The sequence below is a fragment of the Streptomyces sp. NPDC090127 genome (genome assembly GCF_044746945.1).
GTDB lineage: Bacteria > Actinomycetota > Actinomycetes > Streptomycetales > Streptomycetaceae > Streptomyces.
This window is the reverse complement of sequence record NZ_JBIVDE010000002.1, coordinates 395,065-408,385: the sequence shown is the minus strand read 5'-3', so window position 1 is coordinate 408,385 and position 13,321 is coordinate 395,065. Positions and strand designations below refer to the sequence as shown.

The window sequence follows — 13,321 nt, the reverse complement described above, 5'->3', positions numbered from 1 at the left end:
TCCATGATCATCATCGGTGGGGGCCTCGGCGGCCTCTCCACCGGCGCGTACGCCCGGATGAACGGCTACCGCACCCGGATCTTCGAGATGCACGAGATCCCGGGCGGCTGCTGCACCGGCTGGGACCGCGGCTCCTACACCTTCGACGCCTGCGTCAGCTGGCTCCTCGGCAACGGCCCCGGCAACGAGATGCACCGGATCTGGCTCGAACTCGGCGCGCTCCAGGGCAAGGAGATGCGCCACTTCGACGTCTTCAACGTGGTGCGCGGCGCGGACGGCCGGGCCGTCTACTTCTACTGCGACCCCGACCGGCTCGAAGCACACCTGCTGGAGCTGTCGCCCGCCGACGCCCGCCCCGTCAAGGCCTTCTGCGCGGGCCTGCGCAGGTTCATCACCTGCCTGCCCGCCTACCCCTTCCTCAAGCCGGTGCCGCTGATGACCCGCCGGGAGCGGTGGCGCATGCTGGCCGGCTTCGTGCCGTACTTCAACCTCTTCCGCACGTCGATGTCCACCCTGATGACGGAGTACTCCACCCGCTTCGAGGACCCGCTGCTGAGGGAGGCGTTCAACTACATCCTGTACGAGAAGCACCCCGGCTTCCCGGTCCTGCCGTTCTACTTCCAGATGGCCGCGCAGGCCCACCGGTCGGCAGGCGTCCCCGAGGGCGGCTCGCTGGGTCTGGCCCGCTCCATCGAGCAGCGCTACCTGCGGCTCGGCGGGGAGATCACGTACAACGCGCTGGTCGAGGAGATCCTCGTCAAGGACGACCGCGCGATCGGCGTCCGGCTCGCCGACGGCCAGGAGCACTACGCCGACATCGTCGTCTCCGCGTGCGACGGCCCCACCACGCTCCTGAAGCTCCTGGACGGCCGCCACCTCGACGCGGACTACGCGAAGCTGTACCGGGAGACCCTGCACCGGCCCGGCATGGTCTTCCCCGGCTACGTCAGCGTCTTCCTGGGGCTGCGCCGCGCCTTCCCGGACGCCGACCCCACCACCACCCACCTCCTCGACGAGGAGACCGCCGCCCGGCTCACCGGCATCCGCCACCCGAGCCTCAACATCCAGTTCCGCAGCCGGTTCTACCCCGAGCTGTCGCCCCAGGACACCAGCGTCGTCTACGCCACGTACTTCTCCGACACCGCGCCCTGGCGGGAGCTCGCCGAGGGCCCCGAGCGCCTCAGCCGCCCGCGCCGGGGCACGGAGCTGCACACGCTGCCGGTGCGGCGCGGCAAGGCGTACGCCGTGGCCAAGCGCCGGACGCGGGACGCCGTCGTCGACTTCCTCGACGCCCGCCACCCCGGCCTGAAGGACTCCATCGCCGTACGGGACACCAGCACCCCGCTCACCCAGATCCGCTACACGGGCAGCTACGAGGGCACCTTCCTCGGCTGGCAGCCCTTCGTGGAGAGCGGCGAGACGATGGAGGAGCTGATCAAGAAGAACGGCCCCGTCCTGCCGGGTCTGCGGAACTTCTACCTCTCCGGGGTGTGGGCCACCACCGGCGGCCTGATCCGGGCCGCCGCCGCCGGACGGCAGGTCATGCAGTTCGTCTGCCGGGACGACGGCCTCGACTTCACCGCCGACATCGACACCAGCGCGCCGCCGCCCACCCATGTCCTCGTCCCCGTGGGCCCGGCCGGCCCGCAGACCCCTGTCAGCCGAGAAAGGCAGCTCCCATGACCGCGACCCCTCTTCCGTACCCCTTCTGGACCGACGAAGGGCTCGGCGTCTCCACCGGGTACGCGCCCCTGCGCGGGGGGCCGTTGACCCGGGTCCGCCTGCCGTACGGCGACGAGGCCTGGCTCGCCACCGACTACGAGGACGTGCGCGCCGTCCTCTCCGACGGCCGGTTCTCCCTCGCCGAGGCGCTTCGGCGCGACCATCCCCGCATCGACCCGATGCCCCGGGCCGGCGGCGGTCTGATCGCCCTCGACGCGCCCCGGCACACCCCGCTGCGCACCCTGCTGGCCAGGGAGTTCACCGCCCGCCGGATGGAGGGCCTGCGCGTGCGCATCGGCGAGGTGGCCGACGCGCTGCTCGACCGGATCGAGGACGCGGGTCCGCCGGCCGACCTGGTCGAGGACCTCTCCTTCCCGCTGCCCATGACCCTCATCTGCGAACTGGTCGGCGTCCCCGCCGCCGACGTGCCCGCCGTCCGGGCGTGGGCCGACGTCATCTGCTCCGGCAGCGAGACGCCCGAGGCCCTCGAACAGCGCGGGAAGGACTTCTTCACCCGCATGCACGGCTGGATCGACGAGCGCCGCCGGGCCCCGGCCGAGGACCTCCTCACCCTCCTCGTCCGCGCCCACGACGACGGGGGCCTCACCGAGGAGGAGCTGACGGGCCTGCTCGGCGAGCTGCTCATCGCGGGCTTCGTGACGACCACCAACCAGATCGCGAACTTCTTCGCGGTCCTCCTGCTCCCCGGCGAGGCCCGGGGCGACGGCGCCGCGTGGCTGACCACCCTGCGCTCCCGGCCCGAACTCATCCCCCGGGCGGTGGAGGAGCTCCTGCGCTACGTCCCCCTGCTCAACGGCCTCACCCTGCCCCGCTACGCCCGGGAGGACGTGCGGGTGGGCGGCACCCTCGTGCGCGCGGGCGAGGCCGTGGTGGTCTCCCAGGCGGCCGCCAACCACGACCCCGCGGTCTTCCCGCACCCCGACCGCCTGGTCCTGGACCGCCCCGGCGCCGCGCACATCAGCTTCGGCCACGGCATCCACTACTGCCTGGGCGCCCACCTGGCCCGCCTGGAACTCCAGATCACCCTCGAACGCGTCCTCACCCGCCTCCCCGGGCTGCGCCTGGCCACTCCGGAACAGCAACTGCACTGGCGTTCCCGGGAGTTCTTCAGCGGCCTGAAGGCGCTGCCGGTCACCTGGTGAGCGGGCCGGGCCCGCGACCTCGTGCGGGGGCGGGCCCGGACTGCGTCACAGCGACGCGTACGCGGCCTCGACCAGGGCCATCTTGCGCGGGTCGTCCGCGATGCGCGGGCCCATGCGGTTCATGACGTACCCGAGGGAGAGTCCCGCCTCCGGGTCCGCCATGCCGCACGAACCCCCGAAGCCGTCGTGGCCGAAGGCGCGCGGGTTGGGGCCGTAGGAGGCATGGGGGCCGCTGAGCCAGAAGCCGAGGGCGCACTCCGTCTCGTGGCCGAAGCCCGCTCCCAGGACCAGGTCCCGGCACCGGCCCTGCCCCTCGCGGGCCCGTTCGGCGGCCCGTTCGGAGAGGACCACACGCCCCTCGGACCGGCCGCGCCCGGCGAACACGCCGTACAGCCGGGCGACCGCGCGGGCCGTGCCGTGGCCGTTGGCCGCCGGGAGTTCGGCGGCACGCCACGCGTCGCTGTTGGCCTGGGTGGCGCCGACCGAGGGGTTGGCCAGGGCGGCCTGCGCGGCCGGCGCCAACTGGGCGAAGGCGGCGGCATGGTCGCTCGACGACGTGATCCGGGGGTGCACCAGCTCGGCGGCGCGGGCCGCCTCCTTCTCCGGCAGGCCGATGGTGAAGTCGATGCCGAGCGGACCTGTGATCTCCTCCCGGAGGAACGCGCCGGGCAGCTGTCCGGTGACGCGCCGGATCACCTCGCCGACCAGGAAGCCGTAGGTCAGGGCGTGGTAGCCCGAGCGCGTGCCCGGCTCCCACCACGGCTCCGTCGCCGCGAGCCGGGCGGTCGTCAGCCCCCAGTCGTAGAACTCCGCGAGGGAGAGCGGCTCGCGGAGCCCGGAGAGCCCGGCGCGGTGGGAGAGGAGGAAACGCACCGGGAGCCTCTCCTTGCCCGCCGCGCCGAACTCGGGCCAGTACGAGGCCACCGGCGCGTCCAGGTCGAGCAGTCCGCGGTCGGCGAGGACATGGGCGCAGAGCGCGGTCACGCCCTTGGTGGTCGACCAGACGTTGACGACGGTGTCGTGCTCCCAGCGACGCGTACGGGCGGAGTCCGCCCAGCCTCCCCACAGGTCGACCACGGTCTCGCCGTGGACCTGGACCGTCACGGCGGCGCCGAGCTCGTCCCGCGTACGGAAGTTGGCCTCGAAGGCGTCCCGTACGGCGGCGAAACGGGGGTCGCAGTGCCCCTCGATCGAGGGGACCGGCGCACCCGCCGGGTCGGGCTCGGACATCAGCGCCTCCAGGGCGGCTCGACAGTCCCCGCAACATACCGACTGGTCGGATCGGCGGGAAGGGGGCGTACAGGGGCAGCGGCACGGCGCCGCCGGTGCTCCCGTTCGCCCGGTCGGTCGTCCCGTGTTGCCGAAGCCCGCGGCGGCGGGTTGCGTGGGGCGGAGACGAAGAGCCCCTCCGGCCCCGGAGGCGGCGGGCGGCGGAAGCGAGGCCTTCGTGTCCGGCTACCCACCCATCGCGGACCACGGACTGGTCGGCGACCTCCAGTGCGCGGCCCTGATCTCCGCGGGCGGCGCGGTCGACTGGTTCTGCGCGCCCCGCTTCGACTCGCCGAGCATCTTCGCCGCCCTCCTCGACCAGGAACGCGGCGGCCACTTCACCATCGCCCCGGCCGCCGCCGACGTGACGGTCCGCCAGCTCTACCTGCCCGACACCGCCGTCCTGATCACCCGCTTCCTCACCCCGGACGGGGTCGGCGAGGTGGTCGACTTCATGCCGGTGGCCGAGCGGCCCGACGCGGCCACCGACCGGCACCGCATCGTCCGCGTCCTGCGCGTGGTCCGCGGGACCCTCACCTTCGAGATCCGCTGCCGGCCACGCTTCGACTACGGCCGCGCCCCGCACACCCTCACCCTCGACGGCCCCGCCGCCACCTTCCACGGCCCCGGCCTCGACGTGCACCTGCGCAGCTCCGTCCCCCTGGAGGCCGACGGCCAGGACGTCCGCGCCACCGTCACCCTCCGCCAGGGCGAACGCGCCGGGATCGTCCTGGAGACCTCCGCCGCCGGAGCCGCCGGCCCCGACCCCGTCACCGCGCCCGCGCTGGAGAAGCACCTGCGGGAGACCCACGCCTTCTGGCACGGATGGGTCCACCGCTGCCGGTACCGGGGCCGCTGGCAGAGCATGGTCAACCGCTCGGCCATCACCCTGAAACTGCTCATCTACGCGCCGACCGGCGCCCCGATCGCCGCCGCCACGATGGGCCTCCCGGAACAGGTCGGCGGCGAGCGGAACTGGGACTACCGCTACACCTGGATCCGCGACGCGTCCCTCTCCGTACGCGTCCTGATCGACCTCGGCTATGTCGAGGAGGCCAACGCCTTCGCCCGCTGGCTCGGGGGCCGCTTCCGCGCGCCCCGCCCGCCCGGCGGCGAGCCGATGCAGATCATGTACCGGATCGACGGCGACCCCGAGCTGCCCGAGGAGATCCTGGACCACCTGTCCGGCTACCGCGACTCCGCTCCCGTACGCGCCGGGAACGGCGCCGCCGACCAGCTCCAGCTCGACATCTACGGCGAGTTCGCCTACGCGATGACCCACTCCCCGGATCTCGCCGAGCTCGCCGGGTACCAGGCGTGGAAGGGGTTCGCGGCGCTCCTCGACTGGCTCGCCGACAACTGGGACCGCCCCGACGAGGGTATCTGGGAGACCCGGGGCGGCCGGAAGGACTTCACGTACAGCCGCGTGATGTGCTGGGTGGCCCTCGACCGGGGCATCCGGCTCGCCACCCAGTACGCCCGGCCCGCCGACCTGCCCCGCTGGACCGCGCAGCGGGACGCGATCCTCACGCAGGTGATGGAGCGCGGCTGGAACGCCGAACGGCAGGCGTTCGTGCAGCACTACGGCAGCGAGGTGCTCGACGCGTCCCTGCTGCTCATGCCCCTGGTCGGCTTCATCTCGCCGAAGGCCCCCTCGTGGCTGGCCACCCTGGACGCGATGGACCGGGAACTGGTCACGGACAGCCTCGTCTACCGCTACAACCCCGAGGCGTCCCCCGACGGCCTGCGCGGCTCCGAGGGCACCTTCTCCCTCTGCAGCTTCTTCTGGGTCGAGGCGACGGCCCGGGCCGGCCGGCTGGACCAGGCGCGGTACGCGATGGACAAGATGCTCACGTACGCCAACCATGTCGGGCTCTTCGCCGAGGAGATCGGCCCGACCGGCGAGCAACTCGGGAACTTCCCCCAGGCCTTCACCCACCTCGCCCTGATCACCGCGGCCATGGCCCTCGACGAGGAACTCGACAAGGCGGCCGCCGCCTGGAACCCGCCGCGATGACCACCCCCACCGCGGCCCCGACCGGCTCGACGGAGGAGACGGGACACCTCCATTACCGCCCTGTCCCGGCCACGCGCAAGACGTCGACGCGAATTTCATCCCTGACGGACTAGACTGGCGGGCTGTTTGGCGTCGGACCGGAACAACCTGGGCAGACCCGGGCTCCGCCGACGACCCGGATGACGCCGGGAACGAAACGCGAGGGCCGATGGCAGCCACACCCCTGAGCGGTGACCTCACCCTCCTCGACGACGCGGACCCGCGCGAGGACGACGGCAAGCACGCCCGGTTCTCGGCCGGCCCCGCCGCGCCCCCGCGCACCCTGATCGACATCTTCGAGGAGTCCGTCCGGGCCCACCCCGACGAGCTGGCCCTGGACGACGGCAGCACCCGGCTGACCTACCGGGCCCTCGCCGCGGAGGTCGAGCGCGGGCGCCGCGCCCTGGCGGCCGCCGGAGTGGGCCTCGGCGACCGCGTCGGCATCCGCGTCCCCTCCGGGACCAACGAGCTCTACGTGGCGATCCTCGCCGTCCTCGCCACCGGCGCCGCCTACGTGCCGGTCGACGCCGAGGACCCCGACGAGCGCGCCGAGCTGGTCTTCGGCGAGGCCGGGGTCCGCGCCGTGCTCGGCGCCGGCCGGTCTGTCGACGTCACCGGGGGAGCGCGGGACCGGGCCCCCGCCGCGCGGCCCGGGCCCGACCAGGACGCCTGGATCATCTTCACCTCCGGCTCCACCGGCAAGCCCAAGGGCGTCGCCGTCACCCATCGCGGCGCCGCCGCCTTCGTGGACGCCGAGGCCGCCCTCTTCCTCGTCGAGGAGCCGATCGGCCCCGGCGACCGGGTCATGGCCGGACTCTCCGTCGCGTTCGACGCCTCCTGCGAGGAGATGTGGCTGGCCTGGCGCTACGGCGCCTGCCTCGTGCCGGTACCCCGCTCCCAGGTCCGCAGCGGCGCCGATCTCGGCCCCTGGCTGGTGGAGCAGGAGATCACCGTCGTCTCGACCGTGCCGACCCTGGCCGCGCTCTGGGAGCCGGAGACCCTCGACGAGGTCCGGCTGCTGATCTTCGGCGGCGAGGCGTGCCCGCCCGAACTGACCCAACGCCTTGTCACCGAGGGCCGCGAGGTCTGGAACACCTACGGCCCCACCGAGGCCACCGTCGTCGCCTGTGCCTCCCTCATGACCGGCGAGGAACCGATCAGGATCGGCCTCCCGCTCAACGGCTGGGAGCTGGCCGTCGTCGACGAGTCCGGCGAACCGGTACCCATGGGCGGCAGTGGCCAGCTCGTGATCGGCGGCGTCGGCCTGGCCCGCTACCTCGACCCGGCCAAGGACGCCGAGAAGTACGCCCCGCTGGAATCCCTCGGCTGGGAGCGCGCCTACCGCAGCGGCGACCTGGTCCGCGCCGAACCCGAAGGCCTGGTCTTCCTCGGCCGCGGCGACGAGCAGATCAAGCTCGGCGGCCGCCGCATCGAACTCGGCGAGGTCGACTCCGCCCTCCAGGCCCTGCCCGGCGTCGCCGGCGCGGCCGCCGCCGTCCGCACCGCCCGCAGCGGCAACCAGCTGCTCGTCGGCTACCTGGTCACCCAGGACGGCTGGGACCAGGCGGCGGCCGTCGAGCGGCTGCGCGCCGAGCTGCCCGCCGCCCTCGTCCCGCTGCTCGCCCCGGTCGCCGAGCTGCCGACCCGTACCTCCGGCAAGGTGGACCGGGACGCGCTGCCCTGGCCGCTGCCGGAGGTGGAGGGCACCGGCCCCGTCGAGCAGCTCTACGGCACCGAGGCCTGGCTCGCCGAACAGTGGAGCGAGACCCTCGGCGTGACCGTCTCCGGCGCCGCCGACGACTTCTTCGCCATCGGCGGCAACAGCCTCGCCGCCGCCCAGCTCACCACCCGGCTGCGCACCCGCTACCCGAGCGCCGCCGTCCTCGACATCTACCAGCAGCCCACCCTGCGCAAGCTCGCCCGGCGCCTGGAGAAGTCCGTCCAGGACGACGGCGCGGCCCGGACCGTCCTCCCGGTCCCGCTCCGCGCCAAGGTCGCGCAGTCGCTCCTGCTGCTCCCCCTCTTCACCGTCGTCGGCCTGCGCTGGACGGTCGCGCTGCTGGCCCTCGGCAATGTGCTGCACCTGTTCGGGCCCTACCCGTGGGCGCCGACCGCCTCCTGGTGGCTCCTCGCCGCCGGCGCGGCCCTGCTCTTCAGCCCGCCCGGCCGGCTGGCGATCGCCGCCGGCGGCGCACGGCTGCTGCTGCGCGGCGTCACGGCGGGCCGCCACCCCCGCGGCGGCAGCGTCCACCTGCGGCTGTGGACGGCCGAGCGGCTCGCCGAGTGCGTCGGCGCGACCTCCCTCACCGGCTCCTGGCTGGAACGGTACGCCCGCGCCCTGGGCGCCAAGGTCGGTCCCGACGTCGACCTGCACGCGCTGCCGCCGGTGACCGGCATGCTCAAGCTCGGCCGCGGCTGCGCCGTCGAGTCCGAGGTGGACCTCTCCGGCTACTGGCTCGACGGCGACCGGCTGGAGATCGGCCCGGTCAAGGTCGGCGCGGGCGCCGTCGTCGGCACCCGCAGCCTCCTCTTCCCCGGCGCCCGGGTCGGCAAGCGCTCCGAGGTGGCCCCCGGCTCCGCGGTCGCCGGCACCATCCCCACCGGCCAGCGCTGGGCCGGCGCCCCCGCCGTCAAGCTCGGCAAGGCCAAGCGCAACTGGCCCAAGGAACGGCCACCGCGCACGGTCCGCTGGCGGGCCGTCTACGGAGCGACCGGCTTCGCCCTCAGCGCCCTGCCCGTGCTCGCCGCCGTGCCCGCGCTCCTCGTCGTCAGCCGCTTCGTGCCCGCCGACGCCGGACTCGCCGAGGCCCTGCGAGGAGCCCTGCTCGCCGTGGTCCCCGGCGCGCTCGCCCACGGCCTCGCGTTCGCGGCGCTCGTCCTGGTCTCCGTACGGCTGCTCAGTCTCGGGCTGCGCACCGGCAGCCACCCGACGCACAGCCGGGTCGCCTGGCAGGCCTGGACCGTCACCCAGCTCATGGACCGGGCGCGGGAGACCCTCTTCCCGCTCTACGCCGGGCTCATCACGCCCGTCTGGCTGCGTCTGCTCGGCATGAAGATCGGCCGCGGCGCCGAGGTGTCCACGGTGCTCGCGCTGCCGAGCCTCACCACCGTCGGCGAGGGCGCGTTCCTCGCCGACGACACCCTGACCGCCCCCTACGAACTGGGCGGCGGGTGGGTCCGCGTCGGCCACTCCGAGATCGGCCGCCGCGCCTTCCTCGGCAACTCCGGCATGACCGCCCCCGGCCGCACGGTGCCGGACGACGGCCTGGTCGGGGTGTTGTCCGCGACGCCGAAGAAGGCCAAGAAGGGCAGCTCCTACCTGGGCCTGCCGCCGGTCAGACTGCCGCGCTCCGCCGCCGACGCCGATCAGAGCCGCACGTACGACCCGCCCGCCCGGCTGCTGTGGGCGCGCGGCCTCGTGGAGCTCTGCCGACTCCTCCCGGTCTTCTGCTCGGCCGCGTTCGCCGTCCTGACCGTCGCGGCGTTCTGCGCCCTGGCCGCCACGAGCGGCCTCGGGGTCCTCGGCACCGCGCTGCTGTCCGGGGCGGTCCTCCTCGCCGCCGGGGCCGCCGCCTGCCTGGTCTCGGTCGCCGCGAAGTGGCTGCTCGTCGGCCGGCACCGGACCGGCGAGCACCCGCTGTGGAGCGGCTTCGTCTGGCGCAACGAGCTGGCCGACACCTTCGTCGAGGTGCTGGCCGTGCCCTGGCTGATCGGCTCGGTGCCCGGCACACCCGTGATGTCCCTGTGGCTGCGCGGGCTCGGTGCGCGGATCGGCCGGGGCGTCTGGTGCGAGAGCTACTGGCTGCCCGAGACGGACCTCGTGGTCCTCGGCGACGCGGTCAGCGTGAACAGGGGCTGCGTCCTGCAGACGCACCTCTTCCACGACCGGATCTTGAGGACGGATACTGTGGTCCTCCGCGAGGGCGCCACCCTGGGCCCGGGCGGAATCGTCCTGCCCGGCAGCTCGGTCGGGGCCCGCAGCACGCTGGGGCCGGCCTCTCTCGTGATGGCGGGGGAATCGGTCCCCGCCGACACCCGCTGGCTGGGCAATCCGATCGAGGCGTGGCGGCCCTGAACGGGCGGTACCAGCACAGCACAGGGCAGGGAGCGTAAGCGGCAGTGAGCGGCCAGCAGACAACGGCGTCGGACCCGTACTTTCCGGCCAACGGCGACTCCCGGTACCGCGTGCACCGGTACGAACTCGCGCTGGACTACCGTCCCGGCCCCAACCGGCTGGCCGGGACGGCCCGGATCAGCGCGATAGCGGGCCGGGCCCCGCTCACCGAGTTCCATCTGAACCTCGGCGAGTTCAAGGTCGGCCGGATCCTCGTCGACGGCCGGGCCCCGCACTACGCCCACCGCGCGGGCAAGCTCCGCCTCCGGCCCGCCAAGCCGCTGCCCGCCGGCGCCGCCTTCACCGTCGAGGTGCACTACGCGGGCAACCCCAAGCCGGTGCGCAGCCCCTGGGGCGGCCTGGGCTGGGAGGAGCTGACCGACGGCGCGCTGGTGGCGAGCCAGCCCGTGGGGGCGCCCTCCTGGTTCCCCTGCAACGACCGCCCGGCCGACAAGGCCTCGTACCAGATCTCGGTCAACACCCCCTCCGCGTACACCGTGGTGGCGGGCGGCCGACTGCTCACCCGCACCACCAAGGCCTCGACGACCACCTGGGTGTACGAGCAGTCCGCGCCGACCTCCAGCTACCTCGTCGGTCTGTCCATCGGCATGTACCAGACGGTGCTGCTCGGGGACCCCGGGCTCGGCGGTGTGCCGCAGAGCGCCCACGTGCCGGCGCACCTGCTGCCGCGCTTCTCCCGTGACTTCGCCCGCCAGCCCGCGATGATGCGACTGTTCGAGGAGGTCTTCGGCCCGTATCCCTTCGGCGAGTACGCGGTCGTCGTCGCCGACGAGGAGCTCGACGTCCCCGTGGAGGCCCAGGGGCTCTCCCTCTTCGGCGCCAACCACGTCGACGGCGGGCGCGGATCGGAGCGCCTGGTCGCCCACGAGCTCGCGCACCAGTGGTTCGGCAACAGCGTGACCATCGCCGACTGGCGGCACATCTGGCTGAACGAGGGCCTCGCCAAGTACGCCGAGTGGCTCTGGTCGGAGCGCTCCGGCGGCCGCCCGGCGCAGCAGCTCGCCGCCACCGCGCACCGGCTGCTCTCCACCCTGCCGCAGGACCTGATCCTCGCCGACCCCGGCCGCAAGCTGATGTTCGACGACCGCCTCTACGAGCGCGGCGGCCTCGCGGTGCACGCGGTCCGCTGCGCCCTGGGCGACGGCGCGTTCTTCCGCATGCTCCGCGACTGGGCCACCGTCCACCGCCACGGCGTGGTCACCACGGGCGGCTTCACCGCCCACGTGGCCCGCTACGCGAGCGAGCCCGTGGACGACCTGCTGAAGGCCTGGCTGCACGAGCCGGCGCTTCCGCCGCTGCCCGCCCCGAACGGCGCCGCTCCGATCCCGGCCCGCCCCGGCTACCCGCCGACGAACGGCAGCTAGCGGCCCGGGGGCCCGGTTACTCCGCGATCTCCGTGCGCTCCCACCACTCGTACACCCGAAGGGTGCCCTCCGCGGTGTCCTCCCTGCGGGGGGTCTCCCGGTAGTGCTCGTAGCCGCCGCGGTGCCGGATCTTCAGGTCCTGGCCCGGGGTGTCGATCAGGACGACCTGCGTCGCGAGGTCGGCGGGGCCGCCCTCCAGGAATGCCTTGTGCGCCATGGAACCCAGTCTCCCGACTTCCCTCGCGCCCCGCATGCCGGGGGAGGCCGCCCGGCCGACGCGCGGGGCTCCCCGGGATCAGCCGGTGAAGGTCCACTTCTGGTTCGGGTTGCCGCTGCACCACCACGTCTGGACGGGGGTCCCGTCCGCCGGGTTCTGGTCGCGGACGTCCACGCACTTGTCGGCCGGGATGTTCACCAGGTCCCGGGTGGTGGCGTTGTGGTCGAAGCGTTGCGCGCCGCTGCCGTTGCAGTCCCAGAGCTGGACCTTGGCGCCGGGCTCCGTGGAGGCCGCGTTGACGTCGAGGCACTTGCCGAGGGCCCGCACCGTGCCGTCGCCCGGCCGGGTCCAGCGCTGCGCGGCGGAGCCGTTGCAGGTGTGGAGCTGGACCTGGGTGCCGTTCGCGGTCTGCCCGTTCGCCACGTCGAGGCACTTGCCGGCGAGACCGACGAAGGTCCCGGTGGGGCCGCCTCCGCCACCGTCGGAGGTGGTGACGCGGACGTGGTCGACGACGAGGCGGTTCGGGAACGGGGTGGAGCCGTCCGGGTTGCCCGGCCAGTCGCCGCCCACGGCGAGGTTGAGGATCAGGAAGAACGGCTTGTCGAACACCCACTGCCTGCCACCCAGATCGGCGGGCGTGCGGCGCTGGTAGACCTGCCCGTCCACGGTCCAGGTGATGGAGCCGGGCGCCCAGTCGACGGCGAAGGTGTGGAAGTCGTCGGCGAAGGCGCGGCCGCCGGAGAGGGTGTACGCGCCGCCGATGCCGCCGGCGCCCGAGTAGCCCGGGCCGTGGAGGGTCCCGTGCACGGTGGAGGGCTCGTAGCCGACGTTCTCCATGACGTCGATCTCGCCGCTGTTCGGCCAACCGACCTGGCCGATGTCCTGGCCGAGCATCCAGAACGCGGGCCACATGCCCTGCCCGCGCGGCACCTTCATCCGGGCCTCCACATGCCCGTACGTCTGGGTGAAGCGGCCGGAGGTGTTCAGCCTGGCCGAGGTGTACTCGCACCGGCCGTACCAGCACTGGTAGTTGCCGGGGTTCTCGCGGCGGGCGGTGATCACCAGGTTGCCCTGGCCGTCGAGCGCGGCGTTGGCGGCGCCGGGGGTGTACCACTGTCGCTCGTGGTTGTTGACGTTGTCGCCGGTCTCGATCTGCCATTTGCCGGAGTTGACGGCGGAGCCGGCCGGGCCGTCGAAGGTGTCCTCGAAGGTGACGGCCTGGACGCCGGCCGCCGGGGCGAGGCGCTCGGCGGTCTGGGGCGCGGCGGAGGTGACGGGCCCCCAGCCGAGGGCGAGGGTCATCGTGGCGGTGGCGAGCGCCGCCAGCCTTAAGAGGCGGGTACGGGCGCGGGGGCGGGCGCGCGAGGGCAGGGACATGGGGCCTCGATTCGAGTG

General features: G+C 73.7%; 8 protein-coding genes. 5 read left to right on the top strand and 3 right to left on the bottom strand.

Annotated features, from left to right (window positions below; all coding sequences use genetic code 11):
* The first annotated feature begins 3 nt into the window (after positions 1 to 3).
* Together ACIPPS_RS07540 and ACIPPS_RS07535 are read left to right on the top strand one after the other, a co-directional pair.
* A complete protein-coding gene (locus ACIPPS_RS07540) occupies positions 4 to 1,683 on the top strand; it encodes a phytoene desaturase family protein (protein WP_401428054.1) in 1,680 nt (559 codons plus the stop codon).
* Positions 1,680 to 2,885, top strand: a complete 1,206-nt coding sequence (locus ACIPPS_RS07535; RefSeq protein ID WP_401428052.1) for a cytochrome P450 — start codon at positions 1,680 to 1,682, stop codon at positions 2,883 to 2,885. Before ACIPPS_RS07540 ends, ACIPPS_RS07535 begins: the two co-directional genes overlap by 4 nt.
* Positions 2,886 to 2,930: 45 nt before the next feature.
* Here ACIPPS_RS07535 and ACIPPS_RS07530 read toward each other — a convergent pair whose 3' ends face one another.
* Entirely contained in the window at positions 2,931 to 4,115 is a 1,185-nt protein-coding gene (locus tag ACIPPS_RS07530; RefSeq protein ID WP_401428050.1) for a serine hydrolase domain-containing protein, read from the bottom strand.
* 217 nt (positions 4,116 to 4,332) lie between these two features.
* On the opposite strand from ACIPPS_RS07530, the gene ACIPPS_RS07525 reads away from it, so the two are divergent.
* The 3 genes from ACIPPS_RS07525 (at position 4,333) to ACIPPS_RS07515 (ending at position 11,709) form a co-directional block, all read left to right on the top strand.
* Positions 4,333 to 6,171, top strand: a complete 1,839-nt coding sequence (locus ACIPPS_RS07525; RefSeq protein ID WP_401428048.1) for a glycoside hydrolase family 15 protein — start codon at positions 4,333 to 4,335, stop codon at positions 6,169 to 6,171.
* A gap of 208 nt (positions 6,172 to 6,379) precedes the next feature.
* The gene (locus tag ACIPPS_RS07520) at positions 6,380 to 10,285 is read left to right on the top strand and encodes a Pls/PosA family non-ribosomal peptide synthetase (protein WP_401428045.1); all 3,906 of its coding nucleotides are present in this window, start codon (positions 6,380 to 6,382) and stop codon (positions 10,283 to 10,285) included.
* A 44-nt stretch (positions 10,286 to 10,329) separates the two neighbouring features.
* The gene (locus ACIPPS_RS07515) at positions 10,330 to 11,709 is read left to right on the top strand and encodes a M1 family metallopeptidase (RefSeq protein ID WP_401428042.1); all 1,380 of its coding nucleotides are present in this window, start codon (positions 10,330 to 10,332) and stop codon (positions 11,707 to 11,709) included.
* Positions 11,710 to 11,725: 16 nt separating this feature from the next.
* Here ACIPPS_RS07515 and ACIPPS_RS07510 read toward each other — a convergent pair whose 3' ends face one another.
* Entirely contained in the window at positions 11,726 to 11,926 is a 201-nt protein-coding gene (locus tag ACIPPS_RS07510) for a DUF5988 family protein (protein ID WP_401428040.1), read from the bottom strand.
* A gap of 78 nt (positions 11,927 to 12,004) precedes the next feature.
* Complete coding sequence (locus ACIPPS_RS07505) at positions 12,005 to 13,303, bottom strand: ricin-type beta-trefoil lectin domain protein (protein ID WP_401428038.1); 1,299 nt, start codon at positions 13,301 to 13,303, stop codon at positions 12,005 to 12,007.
* Positions 13,304 to 13,321: the final 18 nt, after the last annotated feature.